Below are 14,717 nucleotides of genomic sequence, written 5' to 3' on the forward strand. Positions count from 1 at the left end.
GGCTCCCAGTAGACGACTGGGTTGATAGGCCGGATATGGAAGCCCTGTGAGGGGTGGAGTTGACCGGTACTAATAGGCCGAGGGCTTGTCCTCAGTTGCTCGCGTCCACTGTGTTGTTCTGAAACAACGACCCCAACCCTAATCGCACGGGTTGGTGCGGTTGACAGTTTCATAGTGTTTCGGTGGTCATAGCGTGAGGGAAACGCCCGGTTACATTCCGAACCCGGAAGCTAAGCCTCACAGCGCCGATGGTACTGCAGGGGGGACCCTGTGGGAGAGTAGGACGCCGCCGAACAATCATTCAGAAGAACCCCCATCCGGATCCCGGATGGGGGTTCTTCGCGTTTCCGGCGTGCCGGTCGATCAGGTCAGAGGAAAGCCAGAGGTACGTCAGAGGAAAGCGCGGGCGGTCAGGCAGGCGACCTCGTAGCCGAATCTCACGACCAGTCGACCGTCCGGCGCCATCAGCACCCCGTGCACCCCTTCGGGGAACACCAGCTCCGTGCCGATCTGCTCGTGGGTGCCGAGGTCCCACACCCGTACCGTCCCGTCGTAGCTTCCGCTGACCGCGACCGGCCGCCCGCCCAGTTGACCGGTCGTCACGGTCTCCACCCAGTCGCTGTGCAGGGTCAGGGGGTCGCCGATCTGCTCACGGGCGGTCAGGTCCCAGAGGCGCACGGTCTTGTCGTTGCCGGCGGTGACGGCGACGGGGCGGCCGTCCACCACCGTCGTCGCCACCGCTCGGACCGAATGGGTGTGGCCGGTCAAGGGCCCGCCGACCGGTCGGCCCGTCGGCAGGTCCCAGAGACGGAGGTCGTCCCGGCTGCCGGTGACGGCCAGGGGGTGGCCGTCCACCAGCGCCAGTCCGCCGGTGCAGTAGTCCTCGAACCGGCTGAGCTGTCGGCCGGTGGCCAGGTCCCAGACCCGTACCGATCTGTCGCTGCTGCCGGTGACGGCGATCGGGCGGCCGTCGAGGGCTCCCGTCGTCACTGCGCGTACCGTGCCGGCCTGGTCCTTCGGGAGCTCGCCGACCTTTTCGCCGGTGGCGAGGTCCCAGACCCGCACGTTCCCGGGGCCGTCCGCGGTGACGAGGACGGGGCGGTCGTCCAGAACGGCCGTCGCTGCCGCCAACACCCGCTCGGACTGGACTTCCAGGGGTTTGCCGACCTGCTCTCCGGTGGCCAGGTCCCACAGTTCCACCGTCTCGCGGTAGCCGGCGCTGATCGCGACGGAGCGGCCGTCCAGGAGCGCGGTGGCGACCATGTCCGTCTCCGTGGGGCGTGTTCCGCGGGGTCGGTCGAGCTGCCGGTCGGCGCTGAGGTCCCACACCCGTACCTGTGCGTGCAGGGCGGTGGTCAAGGCGACGGGCCGGCCCCCGACCGTGCCGGTCGCGACCGCGCGTCCGGTGAAGGCGGTGTCCCCGAGCGGCTCGCCGAGGGGTTCGCCGAGGGCCAAGTCCCAGGCCCAGCCCACGGAGGAGCGGTCGTGGACGCCGCCGGCGGTGACCGCCACCGGGCGCCCGTCCACCGTGGTGAACGCTGCCGCGTCCACCGCGTCGACGTGGTGGGGGAAAGGACCGCTGATCCGCTGTCCGGTGGCCGGGTCCGACACCCGCACGGTGCTGTGGTCGGCCCAGGTGACCGCGAGGGGCCGGCCGTCCGGTGCCGTCGCCAGCTCGCACGCGTAGTCGGTGGTGCGGTCCAGGTGCTGATCGAGCTGTTCGCGGGTGGTCAGGTCCCACATCCGTACGGTGCCGTCGTCGCAGGCGGCGGCGACCGGGCGGCCTCCCCGCGTTCCCGCCGCCACGGTGAACACCCGTCCGGTCTGGCCGGGCAGGGGCCCGCCGATCGGCCGGCCGGCGGCCAGGTCCCACACCCGTACCGTTCGGTCCACTCCACCGGTGACCGCGACCGGGCGGCCGCGCACCACCGCCGTCGCCACCGCCCGCACGTCATCGCTGTGGCCTCGCAGGGTGCACAGCAGCCGGGGGTCGAGCTCCCTGCCGGTGGCCCACTCCACCCGGAAGGGCACCTCGGTGTCGCCGTCCAGCGGCACCGCGTCGATCCGCGCCGCCAACTCCCCGTCCCCGTAGCGGGCCGCGTCCAGGGCCAGCAGGTGCCGTCGCACCGGGGCCCCGGCGTCGCGGTGGAGGTGCGCCGAGGCGCGGTAGACGGCGGCGACCAGCCGGGCCCGCGGATCCGGGTCCGCGTCCAGCAGCGGCCACACCAGCCGAGGGCGGCCGGTCACCAGCAGTGCCGCGTTCCCCCACCATCTCGGTGCCCCGGTCGGGTCCGCGTCCGGACGCCGGTCACCCGCTGCATCAACCATGATCGGTACGGTAGTTGGTGTTCCCGGAGCCCCGAGCCGTCCGCCGCGGGCCTGCGTAGCGGATGAGTAATTTTACGGACGCCCGCCCCGACCGTTCCTCGGCCCGCGGCAGGGTCGGCGGGTCCGGCGTCACCTAGGATGATCGCGACGAGAGGCCCGGTGCGTCCGGGCGAACGGCGCGAGGCGTGAGGGAGGTCTGCGGTGCTTGACCCCGACCCCGGCACGTCGACGCTCGCCGACAAGATCGACAGGCTGTTCCAGGTGGTCCGCCGCCCCGACCACGAGCCGTACACCCATGACGAGGTCGCCCGCGCGTGCCGTGAGGCCACCGGTGAGAGCTTCTCGGCGACGTACCTGTGGCAGTTGCGCACCGGCCGGCGGGACAACCCGACCAAGCGCCACCTGGAGGCGCTGGCGACGTTCTTCCAGGTGTCCCCGGTCTACTTCTTCGACGACCAGCAGAGCGCGCGGATCGGTGAGGAACTCGCCCTGCTCAGCGCCCTGCGCGACGCCGGTGTGCGGGATGTGGCCCTGCGCGCGGTGGCGCTGTCCGCCGACGGGCTCGGCACGATCAGCGACATGATCGAGGCGATCGCCCGGCGCGAGGCCAACGCCCGCGGCGAGGCCGACGGCGGGCGGGCCGGCTGACCCGAGCGACCTGTCGTCCCGGCCTGAGATCATTCCTCTATCGGCATGCTGTCGAAGGGCTGGGGAGAAGGCGTGAGGCAGGAGGACCACGGGGACGCGGAGCTGTGGCGGAGGTGTCGGGAGATCGCGGAAGCGCTGCCCCTCCCGGAGCCCTTCGAGATGCCCGCCCTCGCCGCGACACTGGCGCGCATGCGCGGCAGGCCACTGGAGTTGGTGCCGCTGCCGGGGCGCAGCAGGGGGCCGTGCGGGATCCTGGCCAGCACGGACCGGGCCGACTACATCGGGTACCCCTCCGACACCAGCGTGCTGCACCAGCAGCACATCCTGCTGCACGAGGTCGGTCATCTGCTCTGCGGCCACACCGGTACGACCGCGCTGGGATCCGCCGCCTCCGAGGCGCTGATGCCCCATCTGTCGGGTGAGCTGATCCGGCGCGTGCTCGGCCGCTCGGCCTACTCCGACCGGCAGGAGCGGGAGGCCGAACTCATCGCCTCCCTGGTCCTGCAGCGCGCGCGGCACCGGGCCCGGACGCCGTCGGCGGACGCCGGCGACCCCGACGGTCGGGTGACCCGGCTGGGCTCCGTGTTCGGGCCCGCGCCGAGGGGCCGTGCGGCCGGTCATGGGTGACCGGCTGGCCGATGCGGCCGACTACCTCGCCTGCCTGATCACCCTCGTCGGAACGGCGGCCAAGGCGCTGTCCGACCGCGGTCGGCGGTCGGATCCGGCGCTCCGCTACGTCTACGCCGCCGGGCTGTGCCTGGGGCTGGGGCTGGCGCTCACGCCTCCGGCGACGTTCACCGCGGTGAGCGGCCTCGCGTCCGGGCCCTGGTCCTGGCTCGGATTCGGCTACCTCAGGCTCGTCGGCGACGAGTTGGAACTCGTCGCCGTCGGCTTCCTGGCCATGGTGGCGTACTCGATCCAGCCGCCGGACGGGGTCCGGGGCGGCGTCCGGGCCGGGCTTCGACGTCAGGTGGCCATCACGGCCGGGGCCTTCGTGCTGAGCGCCGTCGCGTACGCCGCCTCCGGCGCCACCCAGGTGGGCACCCTCGTCGTCGCGCACGGCCGGCGGCGGTACGTCCTGGTCGCCTACATCGGGCTGCTCACGGTCCACCTGGTCTGGCGGCTGGCCGTGTTCGGACTGCTGACCGGCCGCTCCGCCCGCCGGATGCCGCCGGGCGCGCTGCGCTCCGGACTGCGGCTGATGGCGTCCGGCACCGTGATCGGGCTGTTCTGGATCGCCGGCAACATCAACGACGTGGTCGACCTGCTGACCACCGGCGGTGAGGTCGGCGCCGAGACCGCGGTGTCCGCCGTGCCGGCACTCGTCTGCGTCGTCCTGATGCTGGCCGGAGCGACCGCGCCCGCCTGGGGCGGCCGGCTGGCGAGGTGGTCGCGACCGCTGCGCGCCCGGTACGCGTACCGGAGGCTGGAACCGCTGTGGTCGGCGCTGCGGGCGACGGTACCGGGGGTGGAACTGCTGCCGGACACCGTGCGGGTGGGGCGGCGCACGCCGCACGGGGCGCAGTTCGCGCTCTACCGCCGCATCATCGAGATCCGCGACGGCCAGCTCGCGCTCCGCCCGTACGTGCACCCGCAGGTGCCGTCCTGGGTCGAGGAGTTCGACCGGAGTACGGGCGGCGCGCGCTTCCGTCGGCGCCGTGAGGTCGCGGCGACCGTGGAGGCGGCGGGCATCGCCGCCGCCCTGGAGGCGGCCGAGGCCGGGCACCGCTACCCGGCCGGACCGTCGACCGGGTACGTCCCGTCCGAGGGACAGGTCGGCGTCGACGAGGAGGTCGCCTGGCTGGTCAAGGTGGCGGACGCCTTCACCACCTCCCCGGCCGTGGCCGAGGTCCGCCGCCGGGTGCGGGAGGAGCTGGACCGCGTTCCCGGGTGAGAGCGGACAGGCCCGCCCCAGGGCGTGCCCCGGCGTCGCGCGCCCGGCGGGAATCGCCGGACACGCCTTAGCTCTGGCCGTGCAGCTCCCGTTCGACCAGGCGGGCCAGGGCGGCTCGTGACGGTACGTCGAGCTTGCGGTAGATCCGCTGGAGGTGGGTCTCCACGGTGCGGGTGCTCAGCACCAGCTCGTGGGCGACCTGGCGGCTGGTGCCGCCGGCGCCGACCAGCCGGGCGACCTCGCGCTCGCGCTCGGTGAGCAGGCACAAGGGCTGCCGCCGGTCCGTCGCGGGGCGGGGCACCAGGGGCGTTCCGGTCGTCAGCCGCTCCCGTTCCCGCAGGGCCTCCTCGGCCAGCCGCAGGGCGCCGTAGTGGCGGGCCAGGTGCAGGGCCGAGTCCAGTTGGGCCGCGGCGGCCGCCGGTCCGTGGACCGCCGCCGTCGAGACCGCGCCCAGAACGAGGGTCCAGACCTGCTGGATCGGCAGGCCGGCGCGCCGGAATCCCTGCGCCGACCGCTCGAACAGGAGGACGGCGGTGTCGTGCTCGCCCCCGGAGGCGTGGACGAGGGCCCGGGCCCGCTGGGCGTGCATGCGCTGGCCGGGCAGGCCCAGCCGGTCGGCGGCCGATTCGGCCTGCCGGGCCCAGCGTTCGGCGTCGGACCGGTCGCCGCAGCGCACCGCCGCCATGGCCAGGAGGCCCAGCCACTGGGGGAGAAGCGTGGGCTGGAGCAGCGGCAGGCCCTCGCCCCCGCCGTCCTCCAGCAGGGTCCGCAGTGCCCCGGGGGCGTCACCGGTGAGGAGTTGCGTCAGGGCGAGCACGCCGACCCGGGAGGCCGCCCACCAGCTGTCGCCGGGACGGGTGCTGTGGGTGCCGGCCTCGGCGAGGGCGACGACGACGGCGGACTGCTGCGCGCCCTGGGCCCAGGCGAGGGCCATCGCCCGGTGGGCCATGGCGCGGCCGACCACGTCGTGGGCGCCGGCGGCGCGGGCCAGTCGTTCGGCCTCCAGCGCCGACCGCACGGCCCGGTCGAGCCGGCCGGTCCAGGTGTCGACGTTGCACTGCCCCAGCAGCAGGTGCGGCACCATCTGGTGCGGGCCGCCGGCCCGGGTGACGGCCAGGCCCCGGCCGAAGTGCCGGGAGGCGGCCGGGAAGCGTTCCAGGAACAACTCGGACCAGCCGATCGCCGCCGGGAGGTCGGGATTGCGGGCCAACTCGGCGTCCGGCAGGCCGTCCAGGAGCCTGGCGCAGTCGGTGACCGCGGGCGCTGCGGCGGCCACCTCGCCGAGGTAGGTGTCGCCCAGGGCCGCGAGCGCCTTGGCGGCCAGCGCCGACGCGTGGTCCTCGGCGCCGTTCGCGGACTGCGCGGTGCGCCCGACGAGCACGTGCGTGCGCTGGTAGGTCCCCTCCAGCAGCGAGGCCCGGCCGTATTCCAGGGCGAGTTCGGCGATGTGCGCGGGGACCGGATCGGGCAGCGGCCCGGGCAGGCCGGCCAGCGCCGTACGGACCAGCGCCTCCGCCTCCCGGTAGCGCCCGAGCTGCCGCTCGCAGCGGGCCGAGACCAGGTACGCCTCCGTGCGGGACTCCGGGTCGAGCCGCGCCGCGTCGCGCAGCACCTCCTGGGTCAGGGCCCGCGCGTCGGCGAGTCGACCGGTGGCGGCCAGCGCGCGGGCGCGGGCGAGCAGCAGAGCCTCCCGGGGCAGGCCGAGCGGGTCCCCGGCGGGCTGGGCTTCGAGCACCAGCCGGAGCCAGCGCGCCGCCGTGGCCGGCGCGTCGTCGGCGAGCTCCCGGGCGCCCTCGACCAGCAGCTCCAGCGCGGCGACGCCGTCCGTGCCGATCAGGTGCTCGGCGTGCCGGGCGCGGGCGGCCGCGGTGGCCTCGCGGTCCTCGAGCAGGTCCAGTGCGCGGCGATGGGCCGCCAACCGGCGGACGGCGTCCGCGCGTTCATGGGCGACGTGCCGCAGCACCGGGTGGCGGAACGCGAACCGCACGCCGCCGGAGTCGGGGCGGAGCAGGTCGGCGCGGGTCAGTTCGGCGAGTGCGGTGTGGATCCGGCAGTGGTCGAGTCCGGAGACCGCCGCGAGGTCCGCCGGGTCGACGTGGTCGCCCAGCACGGCGGCGGCGTCGACCGCTGCGGTCGCCTCCGGCGTGAGTGCGTCCAACTCGGCGGCCAGCGGCACCGCTTCGCGCAGCAGCCCGGCCCGGTCCTCCCCGGGGCTGTCCGGCCAGCCGTCGGGGCTCCAGTCGGCGGCGGCGAGGACGCGCAGGTACGCGGGGTTGCCGTCGGCGGCGGCGCACAGCCGGTCGCTGTCGGCGGGGGTGCGGGCGGGAGGGCCGGCGAGGTCGGGGGTGTCGGGGGTGTCGGTGAGCCCGGGGGTGTCGGCGAATACCGGGATCTCGGGGGTGTCGGCGTTGTCCGGGAGCTCGGGGGCGTCGGGGGTCTTGGAGGTGTCGCGGAGCTCGGGGAGCTCTGGGATCTCGGGGAGCTCGGGGAGGAGGGCGGTGACGGCCGCCGGGTCCAGCGCGGCCGGCTCGATCCGTACGACGGTGCCGGCGCGTACGCCGTGGCCCAGCTCCTCCAGTAGGGGGAGGGGCGTCTGGCGGGGTCGGTGTGCGACGGCGAGGAGCAGCGGGCCCGGCACCGGTGTGCGGATGAGGTGGGCGGCGAGTTCGGCCGACTCCGGATCGCAGAGGTGGAGGTCGTCCAGCAGCAGCACGGCGCCGCCCGAGGCGGCGGCCCAGTCGGCCAGCAGTTCGCGGGCCGCCCGGCCACGGCGGAAGCGGTCCTCGACGCTCGCTCCGGTGTCGGTGAGGGAGCCCCAGACGGAGCGGCAGTGCTCGCGCTGGTCGTCGGCGGTCTCGCGGGCGAGCCGGTCGCCGTACGCGTCGACGAAGATCTGGTACGGCACCGTCGGCCGTCGTACGGCGCGGGCCCGGGTGACCGGGATGCCGCGGGTCCGGGCGTGGTCGGCGACCACGCGCAGGAGCGCGCTCTTGCCCAGGCCCGGATCGCCGGCGATCTCGATCACGGCACCGCGGCCGCTGCGCAGACCGTCGACGAGAGCCCGGAGCCGGGTCGTTTCGCCTTCGCGCGCCAGGAGTTGTGTATCGTCAGGCGTTCGCCACCGTGCCACGTGTGCCACCCCCGTCCGGCCGGGCCGTCCCCCGTGGCCTGGCCCAGCCTGCGGTCCATTAGCTGAAATGAATGAACCTGGTGCATTGATTCATATCAGCTGATCACTTGGCAAGCGTAAAACCGGGGGCGCCCGCCGGACGACCCGTCAGGTGGACGTGAAGTTCGGTGCAGTGAAGGCGAGTTGGGCGAAGGGATGCCGTCTGGCCTACCGCGCGACGACCGCCGTGTCGCGGACGGTGCGGGCCAGGTCGGCGGCCTGGGCCAGGGTGATCCGGGTGGCCGAGCCGGGCGCGGTGGCGTTGATGAAGTTGACGAACGCGCCCGTGGAGTGGCCGGCCCAGATGCAGACCGGGAGGTCGGGTTCGTCCTGGGTGGTGAGGCCGCACTCCAGCTTCGCGCTCGGGTCCTTGGGGTCCCGGGCGTCGAAGGGGGTCGGCCGGCCCTGCCAGGTGACGTTGCCGCCGTTGGTGATCTCGTCGCCCGCCTCCTTGAGGAACTGGGCGGGGTCCACGATGCTGCCGAACGAGCCGCCGATCTCGACGGCGATGTCGCCCTGCGCGTCCGATCCCTTGGCGTACGTCGCGTACACGGTGCCGTCGGTGATGGCGAGGTCGCCCCCGAGGACGGGTTCGTCGACGGTGCTGCTCTGCTGGGCGTAGCCGCCGGGCAGGGTCTGGGGCAGGGCGAGCTTGAGCGTGCGGGCCGTGTCACCGGGCGCTGCGGCTCCGGCGCCTGCCGAGGCGCCCGCCCCCGCACCCCGGGAGGTCGGCTTGCCCGTGGGCCGCAGGCGCGGGGACCCGGACTTCGTCGGCGCCGCCGAGGCGGATGACGGGGCGGAGACGGACGACGGGGCGGAGACGGACGACGGGGCAGAGGCGGCGGCGTCGTGCGGGCCGGCGGAGGACCCGCACCCGGCCACGAGGGTCAGTGCGGCCCCGACGACAGCCCCGGTGACCGCACTTCGGCGCTGCAGCTTGCTCGAGGGCATGGTGTTTCCCGTATCTCGTTCTGTAGGCATGGAATATTCGACAGGAGTGCTTCCGGGCTTTTCCGGACGGGCTTTCCTGCCGGGCTTTCCGGCCGGGGGCCGGCTGGTCACCGGCTGGTCACCGGCCAGGGAAAGTCCGGTCACGAGTATGGCCGTTCGGGCCGGCCGCCGGTATCCGTGGAATTACGCAACACCTACGTACGTAGCTCCCCGGAGTAATCGGTGCCGGTGGCTCAAGTGCCTTTGCCCTGCTATTGAGTTGGCGAATCCAATGCGGGGCCCTAGTCTGGCGCCGCTGGGATCGACCAGCCATTCCATCCGGCCCGATATGGCGGTGTTTTCGCATGGGGATTTTCGGCAAGATCAAGAAGATCTTCGAGTTCAGCTTCACCATCAAGGAGGACGCGCCGCCGCTCACCCCCCGGCAGGAGCGCGGACTGGCGCTCGGCGCGATCTACGCGTCGGAGGGCCACCTGCCGATCAACGCCCTGACCGCGGACGCCGACCCGGCGACCGCCGCGAAGGTGGTCGCCGGCGCCTGGCAGGCGACCGACACGGAGTCGGCGCGCGCGTCCTACCGCTACCTGCTGGAGCGGGGGCACCGCGGCATCTACCAGCTGGTGGCGCCGCACGTCGAGGCCCTGTGGTCCGACATGTCCGGGTCGCGCAAGGAGCTCCGGGCACGCCACGAGCGGGCCGGGGCCGAACTCGCCGCCCGGGCGGTGCAGTTCGGGATGGACCCGGCCGAGGTCCAGCACTACGCGACGAACTGGGGGCGCTGCTCGGCGGCGCTGGAGAAGGAGCTGCCCGCGCCGCGCGCGGCCTCGATCGCCGCCTGGGACGCGGCGCGGATCGTCCACGTCAGTCGGCTGTTCGTGGACGCGAAGTTCATCGAGCCCGACGAGGCGTGGGAGATGATCGACCGGGCCGTCGAGCTGGCCCGGCCGCACTACGCCTCGTGGGGGGAGTTCACCCAGGGGTTCCTCGCGGGCCGCGCCTTCTGGCAGGCGGCCCAGTCGGACTACCCGGACTCGGAGAAGATCGCCAGCTCCGTCGGGACCTTCAAGTTCCACGCGGACGAGCTGCTCACCCGCGAGGACAGCCCGTGGCGGAGCGCGTCCTGGTAGCGGCACGGCCGGTTATCGGCCGGGTTTGGGCCGGTCATCGGCCGGTCATCGACCCGTCATCAGCCGGGCCCGGGCCGGGCGGCACTGCATGGACTGGGTGGCCGCCGGGTCCGGTCCGTCGGTGCGCCGGGGCGGGAGGAGATTCTGGTGGGAGTCGAGGACGGCACCGCGGGGCGTGGGTTCGACGCCCTTGACGCCCGGTTGATCGACGCGGTCGAGCGGCTCGGCGACGCCGGCCGGGCGATGCTGCGGGACGCGGCCAAGCGGGAGGGACTCTCCGTCACCCAGGCGCAGTTGCTGTTGCGGGTCGCCACCCCGACGGCGGGGCCGCAGAGCACCGGAAGCTTCGCGCGGTGGCTGGAGGTCTCCGCGCCGACCGTCAGCGACGCCGCCTCCGCCCTGGTCCGCAAGGGGCTGCTGGAGGCCCCGCTGGGTGCGGCCGATCTGCGCGTCGACTGCCGGGAACACCAGTCGGCGCCGCGCTGACCTTTCGTCAGAATCCGCCCACCGGCTCAAGGATTCGAGGACGGCCATGACGCGCACGCCCATTCCCGGCTACCACTACGACGACCCCGCGCTTCCCGCTTCGCCGGTCACCGCCGACGACCTGGAGGGCGCGCCCGTCGACGCGTACCTGGCCGCCGTACGGCTCCGCTTCGGGCAGTGGATCGCCGACACCTGCACCCGCCCGTACGACACCCGCTGGCTCGCCCAGCAGGAGGAGATCGCGCTGCGCCACACCACGGCGAAGAAGAACGCCACCGACGGCGCGCGGTCCGTCTCACACGTGCCGCTGCGGTACCTGATCGCGTTCATCTACCCGATCACCGCGACCATGCGGCCCTTCCTCGCGGCCAAGGGGCACGGCGAGGAGGAGGTCGAGTCGATGCACCAGGTGTGGTTCAAGGCCGTCACGCTCCAGGTGTCGCTGTGGTCCCGACCGTACGCGGGAGCCGCCTGGTAGCCCGGGCGCCGACCCCGACGGCTGGCCCCGACGGCCGGCCGGGCCGACCTGCGAGCGGAATCGCACGGTCGACCCGGCCGGCCGATCTGTGCTGTCGCTCGGCTCGGCCGGGTCGGTGGAAAGCCGCCGACCAGCAATGATCTGGCCCGCAGATCGATCGATTCGGGAATCGTGCTTGATCACCGCGTGCCGGCGGCGCAGGATCATGCCCGGCAAGGCGGACCGGGCCGGGCAATGCATTCCCAGCTGGTGGTCTCCGGCGGCGAGGTGATCAACACCGTCACCAGGCACCGCGTTCACCGCCCCCGAACGTCGTTCGCGGAGGCCCGATCCGCCCGCGGCAGAACCACGCGTGAAGGAGCAAGCATGAGTGACCGGTCCCCGGCGGAGCGCATCCGCTGCCTCAACGCCTTTCAGGGCGGCGCCCACGAGGAGCGCGTCGACGACGGCGCGCAGGGCGGTGACACCGGTTGGTCGGTGAGCTCCGACGCGCCGCTGCTGTCGACCGTGGCCGGCCCAAGGCCCAAAGTCGGCCGACGTGAACTGATATAACGTCACACCGCCGTCAGGCGGCAGGAGTTGAGACCGACTGGAGTCGGTGCCCGTCGCCCGGCCCAGGACCAGACAGCCCGACAGCCCGACAGACCCCAGGAGCCCAGCCATGACCAGTGATGCGGAGGCGGCGGCCGCCGCCGCCCGGCGCTGCGCCGAGGCCATGTACGCCGATGACCGGACCTGCCAGGCGCTCGGCATCACCATCGACCAGGTCGGCCCCGGCCGCGCCACCGCGCACCTGAAGCTCGCCGACACCATGGTGAACGGACACGGCACCGCGCACGGCGGGTACCTGTTCCTGCTCGCCGACGCGGCCTTCGCCTACGCCTGCAACACCCACGGCGTCGCCACGGTGGCCCAGGCGGCCCAGGTGACCTTCCTGCGCCCGGCCTCGGTGGGGGACGAGCTCGCCGCCGAGGCGGTGGAGCGCTCCCGGTTCGGCCGCAGCGGGATCTACGACGTCACCGTGCGCCGGGCCGACGGCACGGTGATCGCCGAATTCCGCGGTCAGAGCCAGTCGTTGCCGGGGCAGCCGGTCCCGTCGGCCGCGCGGGCGGCGGGTTCGCAAGACAACGAAAGGTGATTCCCATCAACACCACGCCCGACAACGGCACCGCACCCGACATCCGGCCCTGGGACCGGCGGGCGCTCCAGGTCACCGAGGAGATCATCGACCGGGTCACGGTCGAGGACCTCGGCCGGCCCACCCCCTGCTCGGAGTGGACGCTGCACAAGCTGCTGGCCCACATGATCGGCCAGAACCACGGCTTCGCCGCCGCCGCCGAGGGCGTGCGGACCGAGCGCGCGGACTGGGCGGACCGCGAGTTCGGTGACGACTGGGCCGGCGCCTTCCGGGCCTCCTCGGCCCGGGTGAGCGAGGCGTTCGCCGGTGACGGCGTGCTGGCCGGCGAGTTCTGGCTGCCCGAAGTGCGCGGCGGCCAGATGTTCCCGGCCCGGACGGCGATCGGCTTCCACTTCGTCGACTACGTGGTGCACGGCTGGGACGTGGCCGCCGCGATCGGGGTGCCCGCCGAGTTCGAGGCCGAACTCCTCGACGCGGTGCTGCCGTTCGTCGAGGAGGTGCCCGACGGGAGCAACCGGCGCCGGCCCGACGCCTCCTTCCGCCCCGGTCTCAGCACCGGCAGCGCCGACCGGCTCGACCGGATCCTGGCGATGCTGGGGCGCCCGCCCCGCTGGCCCGCCGGGGCGTGACGCGGCACGTACGGCCCCCGCCCGGTCAGGCCCGGGCGGGGGCCGGGAGCCGCCGTCGGGCCGCACCGGGGACGGCGGTGTCCGCCATGCGGGCCGCGCACTCCGCCAGGGCCCGGATCCGCGCGTTCTCCTCGGCGGTGCGCCAGATCAGCGTCACCGGCGCCGGGGGCAGGTCGTGGATCCGCACGAACGCCACGTCCGGCTGGGCGTAGTAGCGGGCCACCGACTCGGCCAGCGGCGCCACGCCCTTCCCGGCGGCGACCAGGGAGAGGATCTCCTGGCAGGTCTGCACCTCCTGGCCCCGGCGCAGGGGGTGCCCGCCCGGTGTCGCCAGCGGCACGTGGAAGTCCCGCCAGTAGTCGGGCGCGGTGTTGGCCAGGGCGAACACCGTCTCGTGCGCGATCTCCTCGATCGAGATCGACTGCCGTTCGGCGACCGGGTGGTCCAGGGCGACCGCCAGCAGCCGCGACTCCAGGCCGATCACCGGCCCCACCGTGATGTCCGGCTCCTCGATCGGCAGTCGGACCACCAGGACGTCCACCTCGCCGCGGCGCAGCGGGCCGAGCAGGTCACTGCACGCCACCTCGTGCAGGGTGATGTCGCACTCCGGCGCGTACGCCCGCCCGGCCCGGATCAGGCCCGACGCGTAGGCCCCGCCGGCCGCACCGGTGAAGCCCAGCCGGAGCCGACCGTCGACGCCGCGGGCCTGCGCCACGGTGTCGCTGTAGACGGTGGCCATCTCCTGGTAGAGCGGCTTGAGCCGGTCGATCAGGCTCGCCCCCAGTCCGGTGAGCCGGACCTGACGGCTGGTCCGCTCGAACAGTCGGCCGCCGATGCGCCGCTCCACGTCCCGCAGCGTCTGGCTGACCCGGGACTGCGAGACCCCCAGTCTCCTGGCGGCCTGCCCGAAATGCAGCTCCTCCCCGAGCGCCAACAGGGTCCGCATCTCCTGCAGATCCAGCACCGGAACCGCCCCCTCCCGAATCGGCAGGTCCGCCTCGGCAGACCGCATGGTCCTCACCCTGCCTCATGATCAGCCGCTTGTTCGGGCAATCCCCGGTCTCCCGGGGCCAGGACCCCCGGCGCGGGGGTATGCACCACCCGGGCGGGGCCGAACACCTGCCGGCGGTCGGCGGCACGCCCCCGCTGTGCCTGGTGCTGATGAGCGGCGACTGGGCGGCACCCTCCGCCTCGGCGGCGACCCGGCTTCGCCCCACCCCTGACCCACCGGGCGGTCGCCGCCCGTAAGACGGCGACCGGCGGTGGTTCAGAGGACGGCGAGCCGGTCCACCAGGAGCTGCACCCTGCGTTCGGTGTCCTCCGGGGGGAGGCGGCGGGCCCTGGTCAGGGTGGCCTGTCCGTGCAGGGCGGCCCAGAACACCTCGGTGAACAGTCCCGGGTCCACGCCGTCCCCGGCGACTTCGACGAGGGTTTCGAGCAGGGCGGCGAAGGCGTCCTTCAGCGGTTCGGGGGTCTCCTCCTGCGCGAAGGCCAGGCCGCCGTCGAGTTGGAAGAGGGCGTCGTAGACGGCCGGGTTGCGGGCGGCGAAGTCGAGGTAGCTGCGGGCGAGGGCGGCGACCCGGGCGCGCGGGTCGTCCGCGGCGCGGGTCGCGGCCCGCACGGCCGCGGCCATCTCGGTGGCGCCTTGGAGGGCGACGGCGCCGATGATGTCCCGTTTGCCACGGAAGTGGCTGTAGAGGACGGGCTGACTGTATTCGATGCGCTCGGCGAGTCGGCGGGTGGTGACCGCGTCCCAGCCCTGCTGCTCGGCGAGTTCACGGGCCGTCGCCACGATGAGGCGTTCGCGTTCTGCCCGCTCGCGCTGCTTGCGTTCCTGTACCGACATGACTCGATCCTAGCACCGCTAGA

General features: G+C 73.7%; 14 protein-coding genes and 2 rRNA genes. 11 read left to right on the forward strand and 5 right to left on the reverse strand.

Annotation, left to right across the window (positions count from 1 at the left end; translation table 11 throughout):
* Positions 1 to 93 (forward strand): 23S ribosomal RNA (locus ACFVXG_RS03455); the annotation flags it as partial.
* An 85-nt stretch (positions 94 to 178) separates the two neighbouring features.
* Positions 179 to 295: ribosomal RNA gene (rrf, locus tag ACFVXG_RS03460) — 5S ribosomal RNA — on the forward strand.
* 95 nt (positions 296 to 390) lie between these two features.
* Here rrf and ACFVXG_RS03465 read toward each other — a convergent pair.
* Positions 391 to 2,328 (reverse strand): WD40 repeat domain-containing protein, encoded by a 1,938-nt coding sequence (locus ACFVXG_RS03465; RefSeq protein ID WP_387923891.1) that lies wholly within the window; start codon positions 2,326 to 2,328, stop codon positions 391 to 393.
* A gap of 201 nt (positions 2,329 to 2,529) precedes the next feature.
* On the opposite strand from ACFVXG_RS03465, the gene ACFVXG_RS03470 reads away from it, so the two are divergent.
* From ACFVXG_RS03470 to ACFVXG_RS03480, 3 genes are all read left to right on the forward strand, one after another.
* The gene (locus tag ACFVXG_RS03470; protein ID WP_387923893.1) at positions 2,530 to 2,976 is read left to right on the forward strand and encodes an XRE family transcriptional regulator; all 447 of its coding nucleotides are present in this window, start codon (positions 2,530 to 2,532) and stop codon (positions 2,974 to 2,976) included.
* 72 nt (positions 2,977 to 3,048) lie between these two features.
* A complete protein-coding gene (locus ACFVXG_RS03475) occupies positions 3,049 to 3,603 on the forward strand; it encodes a ParH-like protein (protein WP_387923895.1) in 555 nt (184 codons plus the stop codon).
* On the forward strand, positions 3,596 to 4,870 hold the full coding sequence (locus tag ACFVXG_RS03480; RefSeq protein ID WP_387923897.1) for an MAB_1171c family putative transporter: 1,275 nt from the start codon (positions 3,596 to 3,598) through the stop codon (positions 4,868 to 4,870). Before ACFVXG_RS03475 ends, ACFVXG_RS03480 begins: the two co-directional genes overlap by 8 nt.
* Positions 4,871 to 4,937: 67 nt before the next feature.
* On the opposite strand, the gene ACFVXG_RS03485 is transcribed toward ACFVXG_RS03480, so the two are convergent.
* Positions 4,938 to 8,009, reverse strand: coding sequence for an AAA family ATPase (locus tag ACFVXG_RS03485; RefSeq protein ID WP_387923899.1), 3,072 nt, complete (start codon positions 8,007 to 8,009; stop codon positions 4,938 to 4,940).
* A 198-nt stretch (positions 8,010 to 8,207) separates the two neighbouring features.
* On the reverse strand, positions 8,208 to 8,990 hold the full coding sequence (locus tag ACFVXG_RS03490; RefSeq protein ID WP_387923901.1) for a hypothetical protein: 783 nt from the start codon (positions 8,988 to 8,990) through the stop codon (positions 8,208 to 8,210).
* Positions 8,991 to 9,334: 344 nt separating this feature from the next.
* Between ACFVXG_RS03490 and ACFVXG_RS03495 the strand changes: the two genes are divergently transcribed.
* The 6 genes from ACFVXG_RS03495 (at position 9,335) to ACFVXG_RS03520 (ending at position 12,848) form a co-directional block, all read left to right on the forward strand.
* Positions 9,335 to 10,117 (forward strand): DUF1266 domain-containing protein, encoded by a 783-nt coding sequence (locus ACFVXG_RS03495; protein WP_387923903.1) that lies wholly within the window; start codon positions 9,335 to 9,337, stop codon positions 10,115 to 10,117.
* A 147-nt stretch (positions 10,118 to 10,264) separates the two neighbouring features.
* Complete coding sequence (locus ACFVXG_RS03500; RefSeq protein ID WP_387923905.1) at positions 10,265 to 10,603, forward strand: hypothetical protein; 339 nt, start codon at positions 10,265 to 10,267, stop codon at positions 10,601 to 10,603.
* Between the two features lie 46 nt (positions 10,604 to 10,649).
* A complete protein-coding gene (locus ACFVXG_RS03505) occupies positions 10,650 to 11,081 on the forward strand; it encodes a protoglobin domain-containing protein (RefSeq protein ID WP_387923907.1) in 432 nt (143 codons plus the stop codon).
* 366 nt (positions 11,082 to 11,447) lie between these two features.
* Positions 11,448 to 11,633 (forward strand): hypothetical protein, encoded by a 186-nt coding sequence (locus ACFVXG_RS03510; RefSeq protein ID WP_387923908.1) that lies wholly within the window; start codon positions 11,448 to 11,450, stop codon positions 11,631 to 11,633.
* A 109-nt stretch (positions 11,634 to 11,742) separates the two neighbouring features.
* Entirely contained in the window at positions 11,743 to 12,219 is a 477-nt protein-coding gene (gene paaI / locus ACFVXG_RS03515) for a hydroxyphenylacetyl-CoA thioesterase PaaI (protein ID WP_387923910.1), read from the forward strand.
* The gene (locus ACFVXG_RS03520; protein ID WP_387923912.1) at positions 12,216 to 12,848 is read left to right on the forward strand and encodes a TIGR03086 family metal-binding protein; all 633 of its coding nucleotides are present in this window, start codon (positions 12,216 to 12,218) and stop codon (positions 12,846 to 12,848) included. Before paaI ends, ACFVXG_RS03520 begins: the two co-directional genes overlap by 4 nt.
* Before the next feature lie 25 nt (positions 12,849 to 12,873).
* Here ACFVXG_RS03520 and ACFVXG_RS03525 read toward each other — a convergent pair whose 3' ends face one another.
* Positions 12,874 to 13,812 (reverse strand): LysR family transcriptional regulator, encoded by a 939-nt coding sequence (locus ACFVXG_RS03525; protein WP_387923913.1) that lies wholly within the window; start codon positions 13,810 to 13,812, stop codon positions 12,874 to 12,876.
* Between the two features lie 303 nt (positions 13,813 to 14,115).
* The gene (locus ACFVXG_RS03530) at positions 14,116 to 14,694 is read right to left on the reverse strand and encodes a TetR/AcrR family transcriptional regulator (RefSeq protein WP_387923915.1); all 579 of its coding nucleotides are present in this window, start codon (positions 14,692 to 14,694) and stop codon (positions 14,116 to 14,118) included.
* Positions 14,695 to 14,717 lie beyond the last annotated feature (23 nt).

This window comes from Kitasatospora sp. NPDC058162, assembly GCF_042884005.1.
In the GTDB taxonomy this organism is placed as follows: domain Bacteria; phylum Actinomycetota; class Actinomycetes; order Streptomycetales; family Streptomycetaceae; genus Kitasatospora.